At 60.5% G+C, this 26,719-nt stretch carries 17 protein-coding genes; 8 read left to right on the forward strand and 9 right to left on the reverse strand.

Annotated features, from left to right (window positions below):
- Positions 1 to 242: 242 nt before the first annotated feature.
- From trxC to QMK55_RS15770, 5 genes are all read right to left on the reverse strand, one after another.
- Positions 243 to 677, reverse strand: coding sequence for a thioredoxin TrxC (trxC, locus tag QMK55_RS15750; protein ID WP_320329525.1), 435 nt, complete (start codon positions 675 to 677; stop codon positions 243 to 245).
- 80 nt (positions 678 to 757) lie between these two features.
- The gene (selO, locus tag QMK55_RS15755) at positions 758 to 2,221 is read right to left on the reverse strand and encodes a protein adenylyltransferase SelO (protein WP_320329526.1); all 1,464 of its coding nucleotides are present in this window, start codon (positions 2,219 to 2,221) and stop codon (positions 758 to 760) included.
- A gap of 48 nt (positions 2,222 to 2,269) precedes the next feature.
- Complete coding sequence (gene mscK / locus QMK55_RS15760; RefSeq protein ID WP_320329527.1) at positions 2,270 to 5,623, reverse strand: mechanosensitive channel MscK; 3,354 nt, start codon at positions 5,621 to 5,623, stop codon at positions 2,270 to 2,272.
- A 34-nt stretch (positions 5,624 to 5,657) separates the two neighbouring features.
- Entirely contained in the window at positions 5,658 to 7,400 is a 1,743-nt protein-coding gene (locus tag QMK55_RS15765) for a potassium/proton antiporter (protein WP_102355582.1), read from the reverse strand.
- 328 nt (positions 7,401 to 7,728) lie between these two features.
- Positions 7,729 to 9,354 carry a methyl-accepting chemotaxis protein gene (locus tag QMK55_RS15770; RefSeq protein ID WP_320329528.1) on the reverse strand — a complete coding sequence of 542 codons (1,626 nt, stop codon included), beginning with the start codon at positions 9,352 to 9,354 and terminating at the stop codon, positions 7,729 to 7,731.
- A gap of 277 nt (positions 9,355 to 9,631) precedes the next feature.
- Between QMK55_RS15770 and QMK55_RS15775 the strand changes: the two genes are divergently transcribed.
- The 3 genes from QMK55_RS15775 (at position 9,632) to QMK55_RS15785 (ending at position 12,198) form a co-directional block, all read left to right on the forward strand.
- Positions 9,632 to 9,862, forward strand: a complete 231-nt coding sequence (locus tag QMK55_RS15775) for a hypothetical protein (RefSeq protein ID WP_003220969.1) — start codon at positions 9,632 to 9,634, stop codon at positions 9,860 to 9,862.
- Positions 9,859 to 10,161, forward strand: coding sequence for a cell division protein ZapA (locus tag QMK55_RS15780; protein WP_102355580.1), 303 nt, complete (start codon positions 9,859 to 9,861; stop codon positions 10,159 to 10,161). Before QMK55_RS15775 ends, QMK55_RS15780 begins: the two co-directional genes overlap by 4 nt.
- 99 nt (positions 10,162 to 10,260) lie before the next feature.
- Positions 10,261 to 12,198, forward strand: a complete 1,938-nt coding sequence (locus tag QMK55_RS15785; protein ID WP_102355579.1) for a methyl-accepting chemotaxis protein — start codon at positions 10,261 to 10,263, stop codon at positions 12,196 to 12,198.
- A 201-nt stretch (positions 12,199 to 12,399) separates the two neighbouring features.
- Here QMK55_RS15785 and QMK55_RS15790 read toward each other — a convergent pair whose 3' ends face one another.
- Both QMK55_RS15790 and putA read right to left on the reverse strand, forming a co-directional pair.
- Complete coding sequence (locus QMK55_RS15790; protein WP_320329529.1) at positions 12,400 to 14,202, reverse strand: acyl-CoA dehydrogenase; 1,803 nt, start codon at positions 14,200 to 14,202, stop codon at positions 12,400 to 12,402.
- A gap of 295 nt (positions 14,203 to 14,497) precedes the next feature.
- Entirely contained in the window at positions 14,498 to 18,451 is a 3,954-nt protein-coding gene (putA, locus tag QMK55_RS15795; protein WP_320329530.1) for a trifunctional transcriptional regulator/proline dehydrogenase/L-glutamate gamma-semialdehyde dehydrogenase, read from the reverse strand.
- A gap of 456 nt (positions 18,452 to 18,907) precedes the next feature.
- On the opposite strand from putA, the gene putP reads away from it, so the two are divergent.
- The 4 genes from putP (at position 18,908) to QMK55_RS15815 (ending at position 24,129) form a co-directional block, all read left to right on the forward strand.
- Positions 18,908 to 20,392, forward strand: coding sequence for a sodium/proline symporter PutP (gene putP / locus QMK55_RS15800; protein WP_102355576.1), 1,485 nt, complete (start codon positions 18,908 to 18,910; stop codon positions 20,390 to 20,392).
- Between the two features lie 366 nt (positions 20,393 to 20,758).
- Positions 20,759 to 22,774, forward strand: a complete 2,016-nt coding sequence (locus QMK55_RS15805) for a type VI secretion system tip protein VgrG (RefSeq protein WP_320329531.1) — start codon at positions 20,759 to 20,761, stop codon at positions 22,772 to 22,774.
- On the forward strand, positions 22,764 to 23,474 hold the full coding sequence (locus tag QMK55_RS15810) for a DUF4123 domain-containing protein (RefSeq protein WP_102355574.1): 711 nt from the start codon (positions 22,764 to 22,766) through the stop codon (positions 23,472 to 23,474). The genes QMK55_RS15805 and QMK55_RS15810 overlap by 11 nt, the downstream gene beginning before the upstream one ends.
- 334 nt (positions 23,475 to 23,808) lie before the next feature.
- Entirely contained in the window at positions 23,809 to 24,129 is a 321-nt protein-coding gene (locus QMK55_RS15815; protein WP_320329532.1) for a hypothetical protein, read from the forward strand.
- 101 nt (positions 24,130 to 24,230) lie between these two features.
- Here QMK55_RS15815 and QMK55_RS15820 read toward each other — a convergent pair whose 3' ends face one another.
- The gene (locus tag QMK55_RS15820) at positions 24,231 to 24,644 is read right to left on the reverse strand and encodes a hypothetical protein (RefSeq protein WP_102355572.1); all 414 of its coding nucleotides are present in this window, start codon (positions 24,642 to 24,644) and stop codon (positions 24,231 to 24,233) included.
- A 285-nt stretch (positions 24,645 to 24,929) separates the two neighbouring features.
- Here QMK55_RS15820 and QMK55_RS15825 point away from each other — a divergent pair, with 285 nt between their 5' ends.
- A complete protein-coding gene (locus QMK55_RS15825) occupies positions 24,930 to 25,769 on the forward strand; it encodes a 23S rRNA (adenine(2030)-N(6))-methyltransferase RlmJ (protein ID WP_102355571.1) in 840 nt (279 codons plus the stop codon).
- Between the two features lie 128 nt (positions 25,770 to 25,897).
- Here the strand turns inward: QMK55_RS15825 and msrA are convergent, their stop codons facing one another.
- Positions 25,898 to 26,563 (reverse strand): peptide-methionine (S)-S-oxide reductase MsrA, encoded by a 666-nt coding sequence (msrA, locus tag QMK55_RS15830; RefSeq protein WP_025110217.1) that lies wholly within the window; start codon positions 26,561 to 26,563, stop codon positions 25,898 to 25,900.
- Positions 26,564 to 26,719 lie beyond the last annotated feature (156 nt).

Genomic DNA, 26,719 nt, shown 5'->3' on the forward strand with positions numbered 1-26,719 from the left:
AGCTCCCCTGTGGGAGCGGGCTTGCTCGCGAAGGCATTCTGTCAGTTGATAAATCGGCTGAGTGACACTCCCTCTTCGCGAGCAGGCTCACTCCTACATTAGCGGGTTCGGGTGTGTCAGATACCCTGGCCCCCCTGTGGGAGCGGGCTTGCTCGCGAAGGCATTCTGTCAGTTGATAAATCGGCTGACTGACACTCCCTCTTCGTGAGCAAGCCCGCTCCCACTTTGGGTTTTGGGGTGTGTTAGATACCTTGGCTGCGCAGCCACGTCATCAACTGCGGCAACGGAAACGCCCCGCTCTGGCGCGCCACTTCGCGGCCATTTCTGAACAGAATCAGGCTCGGAATCGAACGAATCCCCAACTGCGCCGACAACTGCTGATTGGCTTCGCTGTCGAGCTTGGCCAGTCGGCACTTGCCCGCCAACTGCGCAGCAGCCTGTTCGAACACCGGTGCGAACGACTTGCACGGCCCGCACCAGTCCGCCCACACGTCCACCAACAGCGCCAGATCACCCTTGATCTGGCTGGTGTAGTCGCCTTGCTTGAGTTCGAATGGCTTGCTCAGCAGCACAGTGGATTTGCAGCGCCCGCACTTCGGCTGATCACCCAGGCGTTCGGCGGGGATGCGGTTGAGGCCGTTGCAGGCGGGGCAGGGGATGAGGAGTGGGTTGGTCATAATGGGCTCGGTGAACGTAGATAACTCGTACGACTGATCTGGAGTCCTACGAGGCATTTATCAAGGTTGAATCCTGTGCCTCAAGACGAACAACTGATCTCCAGATGCTTGCCCCACTCCGGCGGCCGCTCGGCATAACCTTCCATCCCCGGCTGCTCGTCGAACGGTTTGCTCAGTACTGCATGCAGGCGGCGGACCTCTGAGTAGTCGCCTTGTTCGGCGGCGTCGATAGCCTTTTGCGCCAAATAGTTGCGCAGGATGTACAGCGGGTTGACCGCATGCATCCGCGTGCGGCGTTGTTCCTGATCGCTCTCCCCATCGCGTGCAACCCGGGCCACATAACGCTCGCCCCAGGCATCGAAGCCTTTGATGTCGACGAAGTCATCGCGCAGTCGCGCAACGGCTTGTTCTGCTGACTCTTCGCCCAGGCGACGGAAGAACAGCGTGTAATCCACGCCGCTGTTCTGCATCAGTTGCAGCAGGTTTTCCAGCAGCAATTGATCGTCATCTTCGGCGGTGGTGAAACCGAGGCGGCGGCGCATCAGGTCCAGGTAGTGCGCCTGGAACAGCGGCAGGTACAGGCCGAGGGTTTCGCGCAGGGCTTCGACGCTGATGAACGGCGTCAGGGCCTGGGCCAGGGCGCTAAGGTTCCACTGGCCGATCGGCACTTGATTGCTGAACGAGTAGCGGCCCTGATCGTCGGAGTGGTTGCAGATGAAGTTGGCGTCGAAATCGTCGAGGAAGGCGAACGGGCCGAAGTCGAAAGTGATGCCGAGGATCGACATGTTGTCGGTGTTCATCACCCCATGGCAGAAGCCGTAGGCCTGCCACTTGGCGATCAACTCGGCATTGCGTTCGACGACTTCGCGGAACATCGCCAGATACGGTTCCGGTTGTTCCAGGCACTCGGGAAAATGCATCGCCAGCAGGTGCTCGCCGAGCTGCTTCTGCTGCTCGGGACGCTTGGTGTAATAGAAATACTCGAAGTGGCCGAAGCGGATATGGCTCGGCGCCAGACGCAGCACCATCGCCGCGCGTTCCTGCTTCTCGCGCCACACCGGGGTGTCGGAGCCGATCACGCAGGCCGCTCGCGAAGACGGAATGTTCAGCGCGTGCAGCGCTTCGGAGGCGAGGAACTCGCGGATCGACGAACGCAGCACCGCACGGCCATCGCCCATGCGCGAAAACGGCGTCTGCCCGGCGCCCTTGAGGTGCAGGTCCCAGTGCTCGCCGGCGTTGTTGTAGACCTCGCCGAGCAGCAAGCCTCGGCCATCGCCCAGTTGCGGCGTATAGCCGCCAAACTGGTGGCCGGAATAGACCATCGCCCGTGGCTCGGCATCGGCCCACAACTTGTGGCCGCCGAACAACTCGGCGAATTCCTGGGTCTCAGCGGTTGCCGGGTCGAGATCGAGCAAAGCCAGGGCTGCCGGGCTGGCGACGACCAGACGCGGATTGTCGATCGGCTCGGGCAGCACGTGGGCGGAGAACGCATCGCCCAGGCGAGCGAAGCGATTGTCGAAGGTCAGTTCGTCGAGGGCTTTCAAGGGCCGGCTCCAGCAGAATGTCCGAGCATTCTGCTGGGATTAGACCGGTTAGTCGAGTTTGGCTGGCGGCGGCTCTTGCAGCGGTTTTTGTTCGCCGCTGATCGGGACGATGGTTTTGCTGTCGTCCTCGACCGGCACCAACTTGTATTCCTGACCGTGGAGGTTCTTCAGGTAAACCTCCATCTGGCGGAACGAGATGTTGATGTGCTGCTTCTTGAACTCGCGATTGATGAAGCGGTTCACTTCGTCGATCACCGGGTTGCGGTCGCCGAGGTCACGCACGTGCATGCGCAATTCGTGATCGAGGGTGCTTTCGCCGAAGTTGAGAAAGTACACGTGCGGCTCGGGCTCCTTGAGTACGCGCGGGTTCTCGCGGGCGGCCTTGAGCAGTAGTTCTTTCACCAGATCCAGGTCCGAACCGTAGTCGACGCCGAGTTTCAGCGTTACCCGGGTGATGGTGTCGGTCAGCGACCAGTTGATCAGTTGTCCGGTGATGAACGTCTTGTTCGGGACAATGATGTCTTTGCGGTCGAAGTCGGTGATGGTCGTGGCGCGGATGCGGATCTTGCTCACCGTGCCCGAGAGGTTGCCGATGGTGATGGTGTCGCCGATCCGCACCGGGCGTTCGAACAGGATCATGATGCCGGAGATGAAGTTCGCGAAAATCTCCTGCATACCGAAACCGAGGCCTACCGACAGCGCCGCCACCAGCCATTGCAACTTGTCCCAGCTCACGCCGAGGGTCGACAGGGTGGAGACGAAACCGACGCCGGCGATCACGTAGGAGAGCAACGTCGTGGTCGCGTACGCACTGCCCTGGGCCAGGTTGAGTTTCGACAGCACGAACACTTCCAGCAGCCCCGGCAGGTTGCGCGCCAGGGCGAAGGTGATGCCGATGATGATCAGCGCGCCGAGCATGTCGCCGATGCTGATCGGCACCATGCTCATGTTGGCGCCGGTGCCGCTGGTGTATTCGTAGAGGGTGATGTTGTCGAGGTACGAGAACACCGAGATCAGGTCGGCCCAGACCCAGTACAGCGCGGCGATGAAGCCGCCGAGCAGTGCCAGACGGATCAGGCGCAGGGACTGTTCGTTGACCTTTTCAATGTCCAGCGTCGGCTCTTCGATCACTGCCTCGCCGTCGCCGGCCTCTCTGGCCGCCTGACGTTTGGCCAGGGCGCGCTGGTAAGCCAGACGTCGTGCGGCGACCGCCAGGCCACGGACGAAGGTGGCTTCGATCACCAGCCAGAACATCAGCAGGTACAGGGTGTTGATCAACCGGTCACTGAGTTTCAGCGCGGTGTAGTAGTAGCCGAAGCACACTGCGACGAACAAGGCGATCGGCAGCAGGGTGAACATCACGCCCACGGCCTTGCGGAACAATGAGGTGTTTTCGTGGGCCGGGCTGCTGATCAGCAGGCGGCTGAGCAGCCACGCCATCAGGGCGTAGCAGGTCAGCACCACCGGCATTCCGATGACGTCGTCGGCCAACGCCGCCGGTTGCAGTTCGGCGACGGCCACCACGGTCACCAGCGCCATCACCACCAGCCCGAGGCGACGGATCCAACCCTGAAGGAACTCGACCTGCGGCTTGTCCCAGCGAAAGTGCAATTCCGCCACACCGCCCGGCGAGAGGATCCGGTAGGCGGTGTAGAACACCAGCCACGCCTGACCCATTTGCAGCAGCGCCGCGCCCATGTTGGCGTTCTGTCCTCGGGCGTCGATCTGCAAGGCCAGACCGCACAGCGCCAGGCCAAGGGCGACCGGCATCGCCAGCAGAATGTTGATCAGGATCGCCTGCGGCGTGTGCCACTGGCTGTCACGTTTGAAGTGACCGATGTCCTGGTGAACCTTGTTCAGTCGCGCGTACAGCGCCTTGCGTCGCCACAGCAGCGCGCCGATCAGCAACGCCAGAGGCAGGAACAGCAGCGGACGCTGGGTCAGACCGTCGGTCAGCTCGCTCAGGCTCGAGGCCAGCGGCAGGGTGTCGACCTGGCGTTTGAGGCGCTCTGGCACGCCATGAATCCATTCCGTGTCCAGCGGCTTGTTGCTGGGAATCCAGAACATCTGCTCATCGAGGGTGGCGCGCAGGCTTTGCGCGGTGCTCAGCAGTTGTTTCTGGTTGAGTTGCAGGGTGATCGACTCGTTGAGCATCGCGCTCAGTTCGCGGTTCAGACGCTCCAGCAGGTCGGTGCGGGTGTTGGCCAGATCCAGCAGGCTCTTGCGCAGTTGCGGGGTGACTTGCTCCGGTGGCTGGGTGGAGAGCAGGTTGTCGACGTAGGTCGCCGGATTGCTCAGCAGTTCGCGCTGCTGGCTGACTTCGAACTGATACAGGCGAATGTCGGCGATCTGGTCCGCCAGATCGCGATCTACCTTCAGACGCGGCAGTGCCTGTTTCTGCTTATAGAGAATCTTCGACAGCAGCAGGCTGCCCTTGAGCACGTTGATCTGCTCGTCGAGAGCCGAGTCGCTTTGGGTCAGACTGTCGAGTTGCTGTTTGGTCTGCAGGTTTTGCTGGGTGACTTCGTTGAGGCGGTCGGTGCTTTTGAGCAGGTAGTCGGAGAGCTTGAGGTTGGCTGCGCTCTCGGTGGCGAGCAGGCTGCTGCCGCCGGCCTTTTGCGCCTCGATCGACTGCTGAGTGACGGTTTCCTGGGACTGTGCCAGTCGCTTCTGGTTGATCAGGGTCTGCAGTTCCTGAATCTCGCGGTCGAGGCGGTCGGACTTCTCCGAGAGCAGGTCATGCTGACTGTTGCCCAGGTCCTGCAACTGGCTGTTGCCCGCCAGCTCCTGGCGGCGCAAGGGAATCAAGGCGTTCAGCGCTGCGAGTTCGGCATTTAACTGGTCGCGCTGCTCGGCGCTCAGGGTCTTGCCGCTGTCCTTGCCGGTCTTGAGGATGTTGTTGATCTGCTGGATGCGCGTCTGGCTGCTGGAAATCTCCGCCTGCGCACGCTCGGGGCGAGTCTGGGCGGTGATGATCAGGCTGTTGGCATCGGCCAGGGCTTTTTGCAGATCGCTTTGCTGGGTCGAGCGATCGGTGAGGATCTGCTCCAATTGCTGGATCGGCTCTTTGGGGAAACGCTGCGCCACCGGCACCACGGCTGTGGCCTTGAGGCGTGTCAGTTCGCGGGTGTTCTCGATGGTCTGCCGGGGTGCGGTGGCCAGTTGCTGCTTGAGATCGATCAGCTTCTGGTCGTAATCACGCCGGTTGTTGAGCTGATTGAGCGTGCTTTGCAGAACCGTTTGCAGAGTCTTTTTATCGGCATCCGGCAGTTTGCTGTCGGCGAGTTTGTCCAGGCTGGCCTGCACGGCATCGCTGGACGGCGGTTCGGCGGCGTACAGCGGGCCGACGGAAAGACTCAGGCCCAGCAGGGCCGCGAAAAAGAAGGAGCGCAGGGTAGGCATAGAGACCGGTCAAGCAAGTGAGAGTGGACGCAGTTTAGAGGAAGAGACCAGGACCCGGGCGACTTCCTTCGGGGAATCTGACGCCCACTTTGCCGATCTTGTTCCCGTCCATGACCGCGACGGTCCAGTGGGTGTTGTTCCACTCCACCTGGTCGCCAACGATGGGTGCACCACCCACCTTGTGGGCAATGAATGCACCCAGGGTCATGTCCGGATCAATACCCTCGGCCGGCAACCCGTAAAGGGCTGCAACCGCTTTAAGCTGGGCGTCTCCTTCGAGTACGAAGTCGCCGAAGAAGCGCAGATCCAGACCGCGTTGCGGCGCCTGGCTGAACAGTTTGCCGAGGGCTGGCAAGTTGTGTTCGTGGCCGATAACACACAGCAAATCATCGACTTCCAGCACCGTACTACCCGACGGATGGAGCAGTTGCTGACCGCGAAACAGCGCGGCGATGCGTGTGCCTTCGGGCATTTTCAGCTCGCGCAGGGGTGAACCGATGCACCATTTCTCGGCGCCGAGCTTGTAAACGAACAGTTCCCACTCGCTAGTGATGTGCACTTCCAGCGCGGAACGGGAGATCGGCGCCGGCTCTGGTGGTACCGTCACCTTCAACAGTTTGGCGACCCACGGCAGGCTGGTGCCCTGCACCAGCAGCGAGACCAATACGATAAAGAACGCGAGGTTGAAGTACAGCTGCGCATTCGGCAGCCCGGCCATCAAGGGAAACACCGCCAGAATGATCGGCACCGCACCGCGCAGGCCGACCCAGGAAATAAACGCTTTCTCGCGGCCATGGAACGCTTTGAACGGCAGCAAGCTGACCAGCACCGACAACGGGCGCGCGAACAGGATCATCCACAGCGCCAGGCCGAGGGCGGGCAGGGCGATGGGCAGCAAATCATGCGGGGTGACCAGCAGCCCCAGCACGAGGAACATGCCGATCTGCGCCAGCCACGCCATGCCGTCGAGCATGTGCAGAATGCCGTGACGGCTGCGCACCGGGCGGTTGCCGATCACCAGACCGCACAGGTACACCGCAAGGAAGCCGCTGCCGTGCAGGGCGTTGGTGAGGGCGAACACCACGAGGCCGCCGGCGATCACCAGAATCGGGTACAGGCCGGTGGCGAGGTTGATCCGGTTGACCAGTTGCAGCATCAGCCAGCCGCCACCCAGGCCGATCACGCCACCGATGCCGAACTCGCGGATCAAGTGGGTCAACAGACTCCAGTGCAGGCCGGTCTGGCCGCTGGCGAGCATGTCGATCAGGGTCACGGTGAGGAACACCGCCATCGGGTCGTTGCTGCCGGATTCGATTTCCAGGCTGGCGGTCACCCGTTCGTTGAGGCCTTTGCCGCCGAGCAGCGAGAACACCGCCGCGGCGTCGGTGGAGCCGACGATGGCGCCGATCAGCAGGCCCTGAATCAGATTCAGGTCGAACAGCCACGCCGCCGCCATGCCGGTCAGCCCGGTAGTGATCAACACTCCGACCGTCGCCAGTGACAGCGCCGGCCACAAGGCCACGCGGAAACTCGAGACTCGGGTGCGCAAACCGCCGTCGAGCAGGATCACCGCCAGTGCAAGGTTGCCGACCAGATAGGCCGTCGGGTAGTTATCGAAAATGATCCCGCCGCCATCGACCCCGGCGGTCATGCCGACCGCGAGAATGATTACCAGAATGGGGATGCCGAGACGGGAAGAAAGTGAGCTGACAAGAATACTCGCACCTACCAGCAACGCGCCGATCAAGAACAGGCTGTTGATGGTCGTCGCATTCAAAGGCAGTACTCCAGAAGCGTAAAGACGGGCACAAACTGACCATGCAGTCTGCGTGCCAGCGATTCTAACCTGTTGAAATGTGATGCTGTCAAAAAGGTTTTTCAGTGGGGTATTCGGGATTTGGGTTCGGCTTGCGATTGCTACCCTCACCCTGGCCCTCTCCCGGAGGGAGAGGGGACTGACCGAGCAGTTCTTGCGAGGTACATCGACCTGAAATATTGAGCCGAACTCAGGTTTTGAAAAGCACGAAGATCGGCTCCCTTTCCCCCTCGCCCCCTTTAGGGGGAGAGGGTTGGGGTGAGGGGGCGCTCTTGATCTTGCTTTTAGATCAAAGGCTGAACCGCCCAACCATATTGTTCAGATCCAGCGCCAGGCGCGACAGCTCGTTGCTCGCCGCACTGGTCTGATTCGCGCCGGTCGCCGACTGCACCGACAGGTCGCGGATGTTCACCAGGTTGCGATCCACTTCGCGGGCCACTTGCGCCTGCTCTTCGGCCGCGCTGGCGATCACCAGGTTGCGTTCGTTGATTTCGACGATCGCGGTGTTGATGGTGTCCAGCGACAGACCGGCGCCACGGGCGATGTTCAGCGTCGACTCGGCGCGTTCGGTGCTGTTGCGCATCGAATCCACGGCGTGTTCGGTGCCGCTCTGAATGCTGCCGATCATCCGTTCGATTTCGCTGGTCGACTGCTGGGTGCGGTGCGCCAAGGCACGGACCTCGTCGGCCACCACGGCAAAACCACGCCCGGCTTCACCGGCGCGGGCCGCTTCGATGGCCGCGTTGAGCGCCAGCAGGTTGGTCTGATCGGCCAGGCCACGAATCACGTCGAGCACCTTGCCGATGTCACGGGATTCGTTCGCCAGATCACCGATCAGGGTCGCAGTGCTCTGCACATCGGTGCTCATGCGTTCGATGGCGCTGACAGTTTCCTGTACCAGGTCACGGCCGTCGCCCGCTGAAGTGGTGGCGTTCTTCGAGGCTTCCGAAGTGCTGACTGCATTGCGCGCGACTTCTTCCACAGCGCTGGTCATCTCGTTAACCGCAGTGGCGGCCTGTTCGATTTCGTTGTTCTGCTGGGTCAGGCCACGGGCACTTTCGTCGGTGACGCTGTTCAGCTCTTCGGCAGCCGAAGCCAACTGAGTGGCGGAGCCGGAGATGCGCTGCAAGGTGTCGCGCAACTTCGATTGCATTTTGGTCATGGCGGCCAGCAGGCGCCCGGCTTCGTCGGTGCCGTCAACGTGGATCGGCTGGGTCAGGTTGCCTTCGGCAATGGTTTCTGCCGCATCCAGCGCCTTCGAAATCGGCTTGGTGATGCTGATCGTCAGCAGCCAGGCGAACAGGAACGTCAGGCCAGTGGCAACGACCAGCAAGGTGACCACCAGATTGAACGCCGAGGAATACTGTTCGGCGGCCTCTTGATTGGTTCGGCTGATCTGCTCGCCATTGATCTGCATCAGGCGGTTGAGCACGCTGTTCATCGCTTCGGAGTTGTCGAGCAACTCGGTGTTGAGCAGGTTACGCAACTCGTCCACCTGATTGTTGCGCGACAGGCTTTTCATCCGGTCTTCGATCTGGTGGTACTGGCCGAGCAACTGCACGTACTGATCGTAGGCGGCACGCTCCGGCGGGCTGCTGATCAGCGGCTCATAAGCCGTTTGAGCCGTACGGATCTGCTGGTTGCGCATCTCCAGCAACTCGACGGTTTTTTGCTGCACGTCCGCTTCACGGTTGACCAGCAAGCGGTACGACAGTACCCGCAGGCGCAGGGTCAGCTGCGTGAACTCGTCGAGGTTCTTGATGCTCGGCACGCTGTTGGTGGTGATGTTCTCGGCAGCGCCGCGGATTTTGCTCATCTGATTCAGGGCGAACACGCCGAGGATCAACATCAGGCCGCCGATCAAGGCAAAACCGGTGAACGCCCGGGGGGCGATATTCATATTGCGAAGGGACATGGTGCGATACCAATAAGGGCCGCATCCATGCGGGCTGAGACTGCTGTATGGATGACTTATCGGTCATGCGACTAAAGTCTTGAGCCTGTGTGCGTATTTGTTGCAGATGGCCTTGGGCGACGAAGTGCAGGAACCAGATCGGCAGATCACAGTCTTTTAAACTCGCGAGAACGGTCGGCCACCAGGAAAATCAAGGCCTTGCGCCGGTTTAACCCTGGCATCCGCAGTGACTTTTCTTTATCGTACGCGCCCTTTGAAAAACGCCTGGAAGATCAAAATGTTGGAAGCATCCCTCAGCCAATTGGAACAGCTCGTCAGCGACCTGGTGCAACAGAACCAGACCCTCACGCAAACCAACCAGACCCTGTCCACGGAACTGGCCCAGGCCAAGGATGAAAACGAAAGCCTGCAACTGAGCCTGATGGAACAGGAAGAAAAGCACGGCGCCACCGCAGCGCGCATCCAGGCACTGGTTGATCGCGTCAACGCAGGTCCTGTCAGCGCATGAACCACGGCACCGCAGGGGTAAAAGTCATCTCCATTCTCGGGGAGGACTATTCGATCAAGGCACCGGCCGGGGAAGAACAGACCCTGCTGGACGCCGCACTGATGCTCAAGGCCGCACTGGCCGACACCAAACGCAAATACCCGACGCTGATCGGTGACCGCTTGCTGGTGCTGGCAGCCATGAATCTGTGCTCGCAGCAGATCGAAATGAAGAAGCTGCACCAGGAAGAACTCGACCGTTACCAAGAGCAAGTCAGCGCCACGGTCGAAACCATCGCCAAGACCATCAATCAGGGCTGATGGGGTTGCGCACAACCAAAGAATAGATTGTCGATTGGGTTGTATACAATCGGCACGGCTGTTGCATTGTTACGGCCACTTATTCTTTGGGGGTGCTCCATGCAGTTGTGGCGACGCAGTATTCAATGGCAGCTGATTCTCAGCATGGGCACCGCCCTGCTGGTCAGCATCCTGATCGTGGTTGGCATATATACCCTGGTGGTCAACCGCCTCGCCCAGAGCTATCTGGTCGAACAAGCGCTGCCGTCGAGCATTGAAGCGACGCGCAATGACATCGAACGCATCCTCGTTCAGCCACTGACCGCCGCCAAGGACATCGCCAGCAACAGCATGGTGCGCGACTGGCTGGCCTCGGGTGAAGACAGCGGCAAAACGGCGGCCTTCGCGCAGTATCTGGAAGGCATCCGCGCCGAACACAAAGCCTTCACCGCGCTGATCATCGGCACCGAGTCCAATCACTACATCACCGAAAAAGGCCTGGATCGGACTCTCAGTCGCACCAAACCGGCCGATGCCTGGTTCTATTCCTTCCTCGACAGCAATCAGCCGCGCACCCTGAATATCGACAACGACGGCGCCACCGGAGAATTGGCGTTGTTCATCGACCTGAAGGTCGAGCAGGCGGGCAAAGTGGTCGGCGTGGCCGGGCTTGGCTTGAGCATGAAAGAGCTGTCGGAGCTGATCCACAACTTCAGCTTTGGCGAGCGCGGCAAGGTCTATCTCGTGCGTTCCGACGGTTTGATCCAGGTTCATCCTGAAGCGCAGTTCAGCGGCAAACGCACCTTGAGCGAGCAGATCGGTGCCCCTGCTGCACAAGCCGTCTTGGGTCAGAAAGTCGCCACCAACAGCTCCTTTCAACGCGATGGCGAAGACTTCCTTGCCTTCAGCCTGCCCCTGCGTGATCTCGGCTGGACTCTGGTGGCCGAAGTGCCGCAGTCGCAGATCTACGCCGAGGCCCGTAAAGCCATGTGGATGAGCGGCGGTATTGGCCTGGCGGTGGCATTGGTGTGTCTGGCGCTGGTGGTGTGGTTGGCCCAGGGATTGGTGCGGCCGATTCGTCAGGTAACAGCCGCACTGGTAGCAATCGGTAGCGGCGGTGGAGATTTGACCCATCGGTTAGATTCCAGTCGCGCCGATGAGCTGGGCGACCTCGCTCGCGGCTTCAACAGTTTCCTCGACAGTCAGCGCGGGATGATCGGCGAAGTGCTGACCACCAGCGAGCGCTTGCGCACGGCTGTCGGCCAAGTGGCCAAGGTGGTGGAAAACACCGCCGAGCGCTCCGGCCGCCAGCAGGAAATGACCGATATGGTCGCCACGGCGGTGCATGAAATGGGCCTGACCGTACAGGAGATCGCGCAGAACGCCGGCAATGCTGCGCTCGCGTCGCAAACCGCGCGGGACGAAGCGCTGCAGGCGCGGGAAGTGGTCGGTGGCTCGATCCGTCATATAGAAAGCATGTCCGACGAGATTGGCTTAGCGGCCGGCGCGGTCGGTGAGCTGGCGCATCAGGTGGCGTCGATTGACTCGGTGCTGGCGGTGATTCGCGGGGTGTCCGAGCAGACCAACCTGCTCGCACTCAACGCCGCCATCGAAGCGGCGCGGGCCGGAGACATGGGGCGTGGTTTTGCGGTGGTGGCCGATGAAGTGCGCACCTTGGCGCGCAGGACGCAGGCATCCACCGACGAGATTCAGCAAATGATCGGCAGCCTCAAGCAGGGCGCCGAGAATGCGGTGTCATCGATGCGCACCGGTCAGGCCGCGACCGGCACGGGCGTTGAGTCAAGCCAGCGCACCGGCGCTTCGCTGACCGCGATTACCGGGCAGGTCGAACGTATCAGCGACATGAACCATCAGGTGGCGACGGCGACTGAAGAGCAGTCGGCGGTGACCGAGGAGATCAACCGTAACGTGCAGGGGATTTCCGATCTGGCACGGGCGACGGCGGGAGAGGTTCGGGCCTGTCGCGAGGATTGTCAGATGTTGCAGAAGTTGGCGGATGATCTGGCGCGGCAGATGGGTGGGTTCAGGTTGAGTTGAGTGTTGAGCCAGAAAAGCCCCTCACCCTAGCCCTCTCCCGGAGGGAGAGGGGACTGACCGAGGTGTCTTTTGCTATACATCGACCTGAAAACGCCAGTCGATTATGGATTCGGTGAGCCTCTTTCAGGTCGATGGAGTATTCAAGCATCCCCCGGTCGGCCCCCTCTCCCTCCGGGAGAGGGCTGGGGTGAGGGTAGCTTTTCAGAACCAGGTATCCTGCATCGCCAGGCACGTATCATCCCGCGCCTCCAACAGCGCCAGTTCATGCTGGCAACCCGGCACTTCCCATGTCAGGAAATACCGCGCCGCCTGCAACTTGCCGTTATAGAAGTCGGCATCCGCCGCATTGCCCTTGGCCAGCCCTTCCTCGGCGCGAATTGCCTGTTCCAGCCAGCGCCAGCCGATCACTGTGTGCCCGAACACTTTCAGGTACAGCGCCGAATTCGCCAGGCTGCTGTTGACCTTGCCCTGCGCCAGATCGGTCAGCAAACCGATGGTTACTGTTTGCAGGCGTGCCACCAGTTTCTCCAGCGGCTCACGCAGTGCGCTCAGGGATTCGTACGCGGTAGCGCGCTCGGCGGTGTTGGCGATCAGGCGGATCAGTTGCTTGAGCCCGGCACCGCCGTTCTGCGCCAGTTTGCGTCCGAGCAAGTCCAGCGACTGGATGCCGTGGGTGCCTTCATGGATCGGATTCAGACGGTTGTCGCGGTAATACTGCTCCACCGGGTATTCGCGGGTGTAACCGTGGCCGCCGAGGATCTGGATCGCCAGTTCGTTGGCCTTCAGGCAGAACTCCGAGGGCCATGATTTGACGATCGGCGTCAGCAGATCCAGCAACTCGTGGGCCTGTTTGCGCTCGGCTTCGGTCTCCAGCGTCGTCGTGTCATCGAACAGCCGCGCCGCGTACAGGCCGAGGTCAAACGCGCCTTCGACGTAGGATTTTTGCGTCAACAGCATGCGTCTGACATCTGCGTGCTGAATGATCGCCACCGGCGCGGTGCTTGGGTCCTTGCTGTCCGGCACGCGACCCTGCGGGCGTTCCCGGGCGTACTCCAGCGAGTACAGGTAACCGGCGTAACCGAGCATCACTGCGCCCATGCCGACGCCGATCCGCGCCTCGTTCATCATCTGGAACATGTAGCTCAAGCCATGGTGTGGTTTGCCCACCAAATAGCCGACACACTCGCCGTTATCGCCGAAGTTCAGCGCGGTGGAGGTGGTGCCGCGCCAGCCCATCTTGTGGAACAGGCCGGCCAGCAGCACATCGTTGCGCGCGCCGAGGCTGCCGTCATCGTTGACGAGGAATTTCGGCACGATGAACAGCGAAATACCCTTCACTCCCGGCGGCGCGTCCGGCAGCTTGGCCAGCACCATGTGCACGATGTTTTCCGACAGTGGGTGATCGCCGCCGGAAATGAAGATCTTGTTGCCCTTGAGCCGATAAGTGCCGTCGGACGCAGGTTCCGCGCGGGTACGAATATCCGACAGCGAAGAGCCGGCATGCGGTTCGGTCAGGGCCATGGTGCCGAAGAAACGACCGTCGATCATCGGTTGCAGGAAGCGCTGTTTCTGCTCGTCAGTGCCGAAGCTTTCGATCAGGTTCGCTGCGCCCATGGTCAGGAACGGGTACGAAGTGGTTGCCGCGTTCGCCGACTGAAAGTGCGCAAAGCAGGCTTGCGACAGCAATGTCGGCAACTGCATGCCGCCGGCCTCGAAACTTCTCGCGGCGTTGAGAAATCCTGCCTCAAGGAAGGCGTCTACCGCCGGTTTCACTTCTGGAATCAGAATCGCCTGACCGCTCTCGTAGCGCGGCTCGTTTTCGTCGCCCTTGCGGTTGTGCGGGGCGAAGTATTTCTCGGCGATGCTGCGCGCCGTGCCAATGGCCGCATCGAACGTCTCGCGGTTGTGCTCGGCAAACCGCTCGCGCCGGGTCAGGCCCTCGGCATCGAGGACTTCATACAGCTCGAAAGCCAGATTGCGGGAACTGAGCAGCGTCTCGGACATGGCGGCCTACCTGAAATTTTGGGTTGGTCCGAGTCTAGGCGTGCTGATAAAGGCTGAACAGGATGATTGATGGGCGTGATACAGAAGCAAAAGATCGCAGCCTTCTGTAGGAGCTGCCGAAGGCTGCGATCTTTTGATCTTTTGATCTTTTGATCTTTTGTAGGAGTGAGCCTGCTCGCGATAGCGATCTATCAGACACATTTATTTAACTGACAGACCGCTATCGCGAGCAGGCTCACTCCTACAGGGAATCGCACCCCAGGCGACCATTGCGGTCGCCTGGAGTTACAGCGGTTTAACCGATGGTCATCAAGCTCGCATTACCACCCGCCGCCGCAGTGTTAACACTCAACGCGCGCTCGATCACCAGGCGCTCCAGCGCAATGTTGGTCTCGCCCTGGGACAAGCCCTGAACGCCAACAATCGCACCGGCCCGCTTGGCAATCTGCTGGCAGACACCACGCAGTTGATCGGAATGACCGTGGTGCAGAACCGCATCGAACACCACTTCGTCCTTGTTCCAGTCGGAGATCAGCTTGATCCGCGCCTGAATCTCCTTCGGCAGACGTGCGAACAATGCCTTGCTGATGTCGGACTCCGGCCATACCGCCGAACCGCCGACAGCCAGCACTGCTGCCAGTTGGGTCAGCAGGTCGCCTTCGACGTCTGCCAGGCACAGCACGTGCTCACGCGGCAGGATCGCGTAGCTGTTCTTCTCGCCGGTCGGGCCGGCCAGCACACGGGTAATACCGCTTTGCGACTGGGTGGCGTACTGCGCGCACAGGGTGCTCAGGTCGGCGTATTTGTTGCTTTCAGCCCAGGCCTTGAAGGCGTTCAGCGGTTTGCTCATGGCATCGCGCAAACGCACGTCCGGGGCGACGACGGCATCACCGCGAGTGAAGGATTGTTCGATGGCGTCAGCAGGACGGGTCGACAGCAGGCGGTACAGATACAGCGGACCACCGGCTTTCGGGCCAGTGCCCGACAGGCCTTCGCCGCCGAACGGCTGCACGCCGACCACAGCACCGACGATGTTGCGGTTGACGTAAACGTTACCGGCATTGACGTTGTCGATCACCTTGGCGATGGTCTCGTCGATGCGCGTGTGTACGCCCAGCGTCAGGCCGTAACCGGAAGCGTTGATCTGAGCGATCAGTTGATCGATCTCTTTGCGCTTGTAGCGCACCACGTGCAGCACCGGGCCGAAGATCTCGCGTTGCAGCTCGTCGAAGCTTTCCAGCTCGATCAGGGTCGGCATGACGAAGGTGCCGCGTTTGACTTCTTCGGTATCGGCGATAGCCACCTGGTAGACGTTGCGACCTTTATCGCGCATGCCCTGGATGTGCTTGTCGATACCGGCCTTGGCTTCGGCGTCGATCACCGGGCCGATGTCCACGGACAGGCGCTCCGGGTTGCCGAGACGGCTTTCGGCCATGGCACCTTTGAGCATTTCGATGACGCGATCAGCGGAATCTTCCTGCAGGCACAGTACCCGCAGCGCCGAGCAACGCTGACCGGCGCTGTCGAAGGCCGAGGACACCACGTCGATCACCACTTGTTCGGTCAATGCCGAGGAGTCGACGATCATTGCGTTCTGGCCACCGGTTTCGGCGATCAGCGGAATCGGACGACCTTGGCTGTCGAGACGGCCAGCAATGTTGCGTTGCAGCAGACGCGCGACTTCGGTGGAACCGGTGAACATCACGCCTTTGACGCGCTCATCACCGACCAGACCAGCGCCGACGGTTTCACCGCGACCCGGCAGCAGTTGCAGCACGCCTTGCGGAATACCCGCTTCGAGCAACAGACGTACGGCTTGTGCGGCGACCAGCGGAGTCTGCTCAGCCGGTTTGGCCAGTACCGGGTTACCGGCAGCCAGTGCCGCAGCGACCTGGCCGCTGAAAATCGCCAGCGGGAAGTTCCACGGGCTGATGCACACCACCGGACCCAGTGGGCGGTGGGCGTCGTTACTGAAATCGTTGCGCGCCTGCACCGCGTAGTAACGCAGGAAATCGACCGCTTCGCGGACTTCGGCGATAGCGTTGGCGAAGGTCTTGCCGGCTTCACGGGCCAACAGGCCCATCAGCGGCTGAATCTCGCCTTCCATCAGGTCAGCGGCACGTTCCAGAATCGCCGCACGTTCGGCGGGCGGGGTCGCCTGCCAGATCGGTGCGGCGTTCAGGGCGCACTGGATCGCGTTGTCGACGTCTTCGACGGTGGCTTCCTGCACGTGGCCGACCACATCACGGTGATCCGCCGGGTTCAGGACTGGCGCTGGCGCTTCGTTGCTGGAGGCGCAACCGAGCATCGGCGCGGCTTTCCAGTTGTTGTGTGCGGTGGCGAGCAGGGCGCAGGACAGCGAGGCCAGACGATGTTCGTTGGCCATGTCGATGCCAGCGGAGTTGGCGCGCTCGGAGCCGTACAGGTCACGCGGCAGTGGAATACGCGGGTGAGGCAGGCCGAAACCACCTTCCACGGTCGCCATCTGCTCGATCTGCGCCACCGGATCGGCCACCAGTTCCTGAATCGAAATCGACTGGTCGGCGATGCGGTTGACGAATGAAGTGTTCGCGCCGTTTTCCAGCAGACGACGCACGAGGTACGCCAGCAGGGTTTCGTGGGTGCCGACCGGTGCGTACACGCGGCACGGACGGTTCAGCTTGCCTTCGGAAACTTTGCCTACAACCTGCTCGTAGAGCGGTTCGCCCATGCCGTGCAGGCACTGGAATTCGTACTGGCCCGGGTAATAGTTCTGACCGGCGATGTGGTAGATGGCCGACAGGGTGTGGGCATTGTGCGTGGCGAACTGCGGGTAGATGACTTCTGGCACCGACAGCAGTTTGCGTGCGCAGGCGATGTAGGAAACGTCGGTGTACACCTTGCGGGTGTAGACCGGATAGCCTTCCAGACCTTCGACCTGAGCGCGCTTGATCTCGCTGTCCCAGTACGCGCCTTTCACCAGACGGATCATCAGGCGATGACGGCTGCGGCGCGCCAGGTCGATTACGTAGTCGATCACGTACGGGCAACGCTTCTGATAAGCCTGGATCACGAAACCGATGCCGTTCCAGCCGGTCAGTTGCGGTTCGAAGCACAGGCGCTCGAGCAGATCCAGCGACAGTTCGAGACGGTCGGCTTCTTCAGCGTCGATGTTCAGGCCGATGTCGTATTGCTTGGCCAGCAGGGTCAGCGACAGCAGGCGCGGGTACAGCTCGTCCATCACGCGCTCGTACTGCGCACGGCTGTAACGCGGGTGCAGGGCCGACAGTTTGATGGAAATGCCCGGGCCTTCATAAATCCCACGACCATGGGAGGCTTTGCCGATCGAGTGGATGGCTTGTTCGTACGACGCCAGGTACTTCTGTGCGTCGTGTTCGGTCAGCGCGGCTTCACCGAGCATGTCGTAGGAGTAACGGAAGCCCTTGGCTTCGAACTTGCTCGCGTTGGCCAGCGCTTCGGCGATGGTTTCGCCGGTGACGAACTGCTCGCCCATCAGGCGCATGGCCATGTCGACGCCCTTGCGGATCATCGGCTCGCCGCTCTTGCCGATGATGCGGCTCAGCGACGACGTCAGGCCGGCTTCGTTGTGCGTCGACACCAGTTTGCCGGTCAGCAGCAGACCCCAAGTGGCGGCGTTGACGAACAGCGACGGGCTGTTGCCCAGATGCGGGTGCCAGTTGCCGGTGCTGATCTTGTCGCGGATCAGTGCATCGCGAGTGCCTTTGTCCGGGATGCGCAGTAGCGCTTCGGCCAGGCACATCAGTGCTACGCCTTCCTGGGACGACAGGGAAAATTCCTGCAACAGACCCTGAACAATGCCTGCACGACCGCCGGCACTTTTCTGGTTACGCAGTTTTTCCGCAATGGAAGCGGCGAGCTTGTTGGTGGCTTCAGCCATTGGTGCTGGCAGGCGAGCCTGCTCGATCAGCATTGGCACCACTTCCGGCTCAGGGCGACGGTAAGCGGCGGTGATCGAGGCGCGCAGAACGGACTGCGGCAGGATGCTTTCAGCGAATTCGAGGAAGCACTGGTGGGCGTGATCGGTGTGGACTTCGCCCGCCTCGTCGGCGTCCTTGGCGGTCAAACCGTTCAGCTCGGTCAGGGTTGCACCACCCTCGAGTTTTTCCAGGTAATTGAAAATTGCCTGCTTGATCAGCCAGTGCGGTGTGCGATCAATCGAGGTCGCGGCAGCCTTCAGGCGCTCGCGGGTCGGGTCATCGAGTTTGACCCCAAGGGTGGTGGTAGCCATATTTTTATCCTCATGGTTGCCACAGTTGCGTGGCATCAGCTGGCGGCAAGATTAGCCGTGCGCTGAAAGAGGTGCAACCGGGTGCAACCCTTTTTTGTCGGAAAAATAAACGCTTCGTCAGGAATTATTTTCTGGTACCGAAGTGCCGCTCCTGCTTGGTGCTTTTGCTTCTAGCAGAGCTGCTTGACTGCGCTAAAAGGGAGCAAAAACGGCGTATTTATCGGTATATCCGACTAGGTGCAACTTATTCTCAAGAAACTGGTTGCACCTTTTTTACTTTGTTGCATAGCATTCGCGCCCAAGGTGCAACCGGGAGTGTCCGGTGCATCGGCTGGTGGCTTTCCTGGGGAAACATCAGTCCTAAATGCGCGGGATTCCGATTCGTCTGCAAAACGTCGTCGTTTGTGTGCGATTCATCACCGCTGCTACATAAAAACAAAGCCAGGGCGTAACTTAATGAGCGTAAGCAATCCAACACTGATCACGTTCGTGATCTACATCGCAGCAATGGTGCTGATCGGCTTCATGGCCTATCGCTCCACCAACAACCTCTCTGACTACATTCTTGGCGGCCGCAGCCTGGGCAGCGTCGTGACGGCTCTGTCCGCCGGTGCTTCCGACATGAGCGGCTGGTTGTTGATGGGCCTGCCGGGCGCCATCTACATGTCCGGCCTGTCTGAAAGCTGGATCGCCATCGGCCTGATCGTCGGCGCCTACCTGAACTGGCTGTTCGTCGCCGGCCGTCTGCGCGTGCAGACCGAGCACAACGGCGATGCCCTGACGCTGCCGGACTACTTCTCCAGCCGTTTCGAAGACAAAAGCGGCCTGCTGCGCATCATCTCGGCAATCGTGATTCTGGTGTTTTTCACGGTCTATTGCGCATCTGGCATCGTGGCCGGTGCCCGTCTGTTCGAAAGCACCTTCGGCATGTCCTACGAGACGGCGTTGTGGGCCGGTGCTGCGGCGACGATTGCCTACACCTTCGTCGGCGGTTTCCTCGCGGTGAGCTGGACGGACACCGTACAAGCCACGCTGATGATTTTCGCGCTGATCCTCACGCCGATCATCGTGCTGCTGGCCACTGGCGGCGTCGACACCACGTTCCTGGCGATCGAAGCACAGGACCCAAGCAACTTTGACATGCTCAAGGGCACCACTTTCATTGGCGTCATTTCGCTGATGGGCTGGGGTCTGGGCTACTTCGGTCAACCGCACATCCTGGCGCGTTTCATGGCGGCGGACTCGGTGAAATCGATTGCCAATGCCCGTCGCATCTCCATGACCTGGATGATCCTGTGCCTGGGCGGCACTGTGGCTGTGGGCTTCTTCGGTATTGCCTACTTCTCGGCGCACCCGGACGTTGCAGGCCCGGTGACTGAGAACCACGAGCGCGTGTTCATCGAACTGGCAAAACTGCTGTTCAACCCATGGGTTGCCGGTGTTCTGCTGTCGGCCATTCTGGCTGCGGTGATGAGCACCCTGAGCTGCCAGTTGCTAGTGTGCTCGAGCGCCCTGACTGAAGACTTCTACAAAGCGTTCATCCGCAAGACAGCTTCTCAGAAAGAACTGGTCTGGATCGGTCGCGCCATGGTGCTGGTGGTCGCGCTGATCGCCATTGCACTGGCAGCCAACCCGAAAAACCATGTACTGGGTCTGGTCAGCTACGCGTGGGCCGGTTTCGGTGCTGCGTTCGGTCCGGTGGTGCTGATCTCGGTTGTCTGGAAAGGCATGACTCGCGATGGTGCACTGGCCGGCATCCTCGTCGGTGCGATCACCGTTGTGGCGTGGAAACACTGGGAAGTGATGGGGCTGTACGAAATCATCCCGGGCTTCATCTTCGCCAGCCTGGCGATCTACATCGTCAGCAAGCTCGGCTCGCCGACCACTGGCATGGTGCAGCGCTTCGAAGCGGCGGAAAAAGATTTCCACCTGAACAAGTGATGCACTGAGCTTCGGCTCACCAGAAAACGGCCCGTTTCCTACAGGAGGCGGGCCGTTTTTTATGCCTGCAATATCCCTGACTCAGCATCGATCCCCTGTGGGAGCGGGCTTGCTCGCGAATGCGGTGGGTCAAATGAAATCGATGTCGGCTGACACGGCCCCTTCGTCGGAACGCCGCCCGGAGCAAGCCCGCTCCCACAGTTGTTCGGTGGTGGGTTTGAGAGGGTTGTCTGTAGTCGGATGCGTCGATATTCGAAGGCTTTTTCGACAAAAAAAGTAGGGCAAATCTGATTTTTCCGTCACCCACCCAACCCCCCTTGCCCCTCATGCAGAATCGCCCGCCCTCATTCTGCAGAGACACATCGGATGTTCGCGCCTGCCAATCAACCGCGTTTCACGTTGACCCTCGAAGGCGCCCAACTTGACCTCAAGGTCCTTGAGTTCACGGGCAAGGAAGCCATTAGCCAACCCTATCGCTTCGAACTGGAACTGGTCAGTGAGCGGCCGGATCTGGACCTCGAAAGCCTGCTGCACCGTCAGGCGTTTCTGAGCCTTGATGCAGACGGTTCCGGTGTCCATGGTCAGATTTATCAGGTTGGGCAGGGGGATTCCGGGAAACGTCTGACGCGCTATCACCTGAGCCTGGTGCCGCGTCTGACGTACCTTGGTCACCGCATCAATCAGCGGATTTTCCAGCATCAGACGGTTCCGCAAATCGTTGCGCGGATCCTCAAGGATCACGCGATCCTGCGTGATGCCTTCGCGTTTCGTCTCGGCAGCGACTACCCGGTGCGTGAGTACTGCGTGCAGTACGCCGAGAGCGATCTGGCGTTCATCCAGCGCCTGTGTGCCGAGGTCGGCATTCACTACCACTTTCAACACAGTTCCGAAGGCCACGTATTGGTGTTCGGCGACGATCAGACGGTGTTCCCGCGTTTGGCTACGCCAACGCTGTACCTGCCGGGCAGCGGCATGTCGGCCGGCGCGCCGGCGATCCAGCGCTTCAATGTCCGGGTGGAAACCCGCACCAGCGTGGTCACTCGCCGCGACTACAACTTTGAAAAGCCGCGTCTGCAGTTGGAGAGCCGTATCGACGGCGAGCAACGGCCGGTGCTGGAGGATTATCACTTTCCTGGCCAATTCAACGATCGTGAAACCGGCAAGCATCTGGCCCAGCGCGCACTCGAAAGACATGTCGCCGATTACCGTCAGGCCGAGGGCCTTAGCGACGAATCCTCGCTGGTGTGCGGACATTTCCTGCAACTGAGCGAGCACCCGCGACAGGACTGGAATGACCTTTGGCTGCTCACCACCCTCGAGCACCGTGGGCGACAGCCGCAAGTGCTGGAGGAGTCGGTGACCAGTGATGGGGAAACATTCCAGGGCTACCGTAATACCTTTCTCGCCACGCCGTGGGACGTGTTCTTCCGCCCGGCCCTTGGCCCGGAAAAACCACGGATGCTCGGCTATCAACCTGCAGTGGTCACTGGGCCGAAAGACGCGGAAATCCACTGCGACGAGTACGGTCGGGTCAAGGTGCAACTGGCCTGGGATCGTGACGGCGAACTCAACGAGCATTCCAGTTGCTGGCTGCGCGTCGCTACGGGCTGGGCGCATGACCATTACGGCAGCGTGCTGATCCCGCGGGTCGGCATGGAGGTGCTGGTCGGGTTCATCGACGCCGATGCCGACAAACCGTTGGTCATGGGTTGTCTGCCGAACGCGGCAACTCCGATTCCGCTGGACTTGCCGGCCGAGCAGACCCGCAGCATCTTCCGCAGCCAGAGCAGCCCCGGTGGCGGGGGTTACAACGAACTGCGCATCGAGGATAAAAAAGGCGCCGAGGAAATCTACCTGCGCGCCCAGCGCAACTGGACCCAGCATGTACTGCATGACCAACAGGTGCAGGTCGACAACCAGCGCAGCATCGTCGTCACTGGCACCGCCAAGCATGAGTTGAGGGCCGACGAACAGCGTATCACCCACGGCCAGCGTCAGGCCGAGGTGAAGAGGGACGACCATTTGACGGTTGTTGGTGATCGGCACATTCGGGTGAGCAATCAGGCGCTCAGCGCCAGCGGACAATTCCACGTCAGCGCCGGGCAACAAGTGGTCATCGACGGCGGCGCGAGCGCGACGATTCAGGCGGGCGGGCAGTGGATCAACATCGGCCCCGGCGGGATTTTCAGCAGCGTACCGATTCAGGTCGGTGGTGCGCCGATGGCGGCGATGAGCGCTGCGCCGAATGTGCCGGGACTGCCGGCAAAACTCGCAGCAGCGCCGGCGGCCATGCTCACCGCTGCACAAATCATGAGCTTTAAAGGTGATGCGCCATTCTGCGAAGAATGTGAGCGTTGCAAGGACGGTGTTTGTGCAGCCTGAGCGCCTTACACCTGCTGAGTGGTTGGCGCTTGAACCGCTGAAACCTTCGGAGCAACTGTTCGCGATTTTCAGTAATGCCAGTGATGTCGAGCCGTTCAACGCCTGGCCGGTGGCGCCGAGGCCGATTTGGGCGGACACGATCTACGCCGAGTGGGATGCGGTGATGCCGTTCGTGGGAATTGTCGCTGTCGACAGTGAGTTTCTGCATTGGGTGGCGACCACTGAGTCCCGCGATTGGGGTTGGCTGGCGGTGTCTTCGGCGGACCTGGACGTGCTGGTCGAGCACCTGCGCAGTTTGACGCAGGTGTTGATGCCGGACGGTAAAGCGGTGTTTTTCCGCTTTTGGGATGGGCGGTTTTTGCTGCCCATTTTGCAATCCGGGCAGGTGGAAACGGCGCAATTGTTCCCAGTGATCGGACGAGGCTTGATCAATGGTCAGGCGGTTACGGTCGGGGGTAGGGCGCTGGTGTCGGGGCGGGTGTTTCCTTGGTGGCGCGTTCCCGAATCACTGGCGCAAGGAAGTGCAGAGACGCGGCTCGGCAATGTCGTGCAGTGGCTGAGCGAGGAGCATCCGGCGTTGTTTGAAGCATTTCCCGCGTCGGTGTTGCGCTGCAAGGTCAGGCAGTTTTTTCAGGTTTCCATGTCGGAAGAATCGTCGCTATCGGCGTTGTTGGCGTATTTGCTGGCAGAGTCAGAGTGAGTTTTCGGGGCGAAGGTCTCGGACGATTCCTTCGAGTTGCGGCGGATTGCATGAACTGGTGGGCGATGGGTTGCAGGGATAGTCTTTTCGTTGTCGCTACGAGAGTGGTGACAGGGTGTAGGAACCCTGAGAAATTCACCGCGCATCAGCGCTGTCGTTTGATTGCGGGACTTAATTCGTGCCCCTGATATCTTTGCGGCGGCTGTGCGCGGGAACGCTTCGGCGTAGCTGAGTTTGGTGGGTTTCTCAGTTTCCTACTCTCGCGTACGGCTGCCACCCAAACCTGTAGGAAGGTCATTGGCAGCCCCTCTTAACCTATTGAGGTGCAACTGAAATGACGACGCTCAAACCCGATCCTCCCTACGTAAAACACATCCCCCATCCCGACAACCGCTACATGGCATTGACCGGCAACTGCAACGACATGCCCACGCTGTTCGTCGACACCCATGCCCCTTCCAGCGTCCTGATGGACGCCGCCAACTACCGCATCCGCACCGTTGTCCAAGTGCTGGAAAACCTGTGCATGCGCGGTTCGATCGAGTGCGACTCCATCATCCTCAGCGACTTCGCCAAACTCTGCGCCATCCCCTTGCGCGACGGCTGTGATTTGCTAGACGTCATCGGTCGACGCTTGGGCGCCACGCCTTCCTGATACCGCAAGATCAAAAGATCGCAGCCTTCGGCAGCTCCTGCACGGGATCATCTGTAGGGGCTGCCGAAGGCTGCGATCTTTTGACGTTGAGGGTGCGGCAGTCAGTCTGCGATGTAGCGATCCTGAGTCTTGATAAATCTGTCGAAAGCCTCTGAGTTGTAGACCTCCAGGCAGCCATAAAAAACGACATTGCTTTTCGAGTGCTTGCTGATCGACGGTGTCTGCTCATAGGCCGCATACACATAGTTTCTGGTTTCTTTATATGGATCGTGCAGCACCTGCAGCGTGTCTTCATTTTGCAGGACGGTGTGCATGCCTTTGCCCATGAACGAGTAGGCGCCAGCGGACAGGCCGATGTCTTTTTCCAACGCTGAATTTTCATTGAATGGCTTCAGGATGCAGTGACTCAAACCGTAGTTTTTGAGCATTTGGCGAGCCTGCGCTCTGTGACTTTCACCCGAAAGGGCGTGCATTGAGCAGATCAGGGACAGAGAGAAAATAAGTGGGCGACGCATGGGTTTGACTTCCTGTCGAGGTTACCTGCCAGTTAAGCGAGATAAATGACCTGTGGCGAGGGGGTTTATCCCCGATGGGCAGCGAAGCGGCCCTATGACCTGTCATCGCGATGCACCAGACACACCACGTTGGCAGAATCGGGGCCGCTGCGCAGCCCATCGGGGATAAATCCCCTCGCCACGGGTATTGGGCCAGATTCTTGATGTGTAAGAGGCCGCTCGGCTGCGAACCCCTGACTTGCCGCCCGGTAAAAGGTAAACTTTGCGCCCTTCGCAGGAGCAGCCATGAATTATCGTCACGCCTTCCATGCCGGCAATCACGCCGATGTGTTCAAACACCTGACCTTGACCCGCCTCATCGCCCTGATGTCGCGCAAGGAGCAGCCGTTTGCCTATCTCGACACGCACGCCGGTATTGGTCTGTATGACTTGCAGGGCGATCAGGCCAACCGTACCGGCGAGTACCTGGAAGGCATCGCGCGTTTGTGGGATCAGCCGGATCTGCCAGCGCTGACCGCCGACTACATGAAGGTGCTGCACCAGATGAACCCGGATGGCCAGTTGCGTTACTACCCGGGCTCGCCGGAGCTGGCGCGGCGTCTGACCCGGCCGCAGGACCGGGTGATGCTCAACGAGAAGCACCCGGAAGACGGCGTGCTGCTCAAGGACAACATGGCCGGTGACCGTCGGGTGAAAGTGCATCTGGGCGAGGGCTGGCATGTGGCGCGGGCAATGCTGCCGGTGCAGGAGAAGCGTGCGGTGATGTTGATTGATCCGCCGTTTGAACAGCTCGATGAGATGCAGCGTTGTGCGGCGTCGTTGAAAGAAGCGATTAGCCGGATGCGCCAAACAGTGGCGGCGATCTGGTACCCGGTGAAGGACCAGCGTGCGCTGCGTCGTTTCTATCAGGATCTGGCCGGTACTGGCGCGCCGAAACTGCTGCGCGTGGAGTTGCTGGTGCATCCGCTGGACACGCCGAACAGCCTGAACGGTTCGGGCATGGCGATAGCCAATCCGCCGTGGGGGCTGGAGGAAGAATTGCGTGAGCTGTTGCCGTGGTTGTCGAAGAAGCTTGGGCAGACCCAGGGTGGGTGGCAGATGGATTGGTTGATTGCCGAGAGTTGATCAGTAGGGCGATCGTCCCCACGCTCTGCGTGGGAATGCCTCAATGGACGCTCTGCGTCTGCTGTTGGGACGCGGAGCGTCCCGGGCTGCATTCCCACGCAGAGCGTGGGAACGATCCGTCGACGGGGTCAGTTACCCGCCAGACTCGGTGGCATGCAAACGCCGGTGCCGCCAATCCCGCAATAGCCTTCAGGGTTCTTCGCCAGATACTGCTGGTGATACGCCTCGGCGAAGTACACGGTCGGCGCCTGTTCGATATCGGTGCTGATTTCGCCCAGACCGGCCTTCGACAGTTCAGCCTGATACACCGCTTTGCTCTTCAGCGCCGCATCCAGTTGCTCTGGCGAGGTCGCGTAGATCACAGAGCGGTACTGGGTGCCGATGTCGTTGCCCTGGCGCATCCCCTGCGTCGGGTTGTGCAGTTCCCAGAACATCGCCAGCAGCTCTTCGTAGCTGACCTTGGCCTTGTCATACACCACCAGCACCACTTCGGCGTGGCCGGTCAGGCCCGAGCAGACTTCTTCATAAGTCGGGTTCGGCGTGTAGCCGCCGGCGTAGCCGACCACGGTGCTGACCACACCTTCACGCTGCCAAAAGCGGCGCTCGGCGCCCCAGAAGCAGCCCAGACCGAAAATCGCAAAGTCGACGTCCTGGAAAAACGGGCCGAGCAGCGGGGTTTCTTCGAAGACGAAATGCTTTTCAGGCAGGGTCATCGCGGTTTCGCGGCCGGGCAGAGCTTGGTCTTTAGTCGGTAGCACGTTTTTGTTCACCAGAATTTCCGAGCGCAGAACCATGATCGTTCCTCTCAGTCAGGTTGGATGTGAAAAGTCAGACCGCCAGTGTGCCCAATGATGCCCGACTTCGCACTATCCAAATGTGGGAGCGAGCCTGCTCGCGAAAGCGGTGTGTCAGGCGACGATGATGTTCGACGGTTTTATCACCTTCGCGAG

Origin of the sequence: Pseudomonas sp. P8_229 (assembly GCF_034008635.1) — a bacterium.
In the GTDB taxonomy this organism is placed as follows: Bacteria; Pseudomonadota; Gammaproteobacteria; order Pseudomonadales; family Pseudomonadaceae; genus Aquipseudomonas.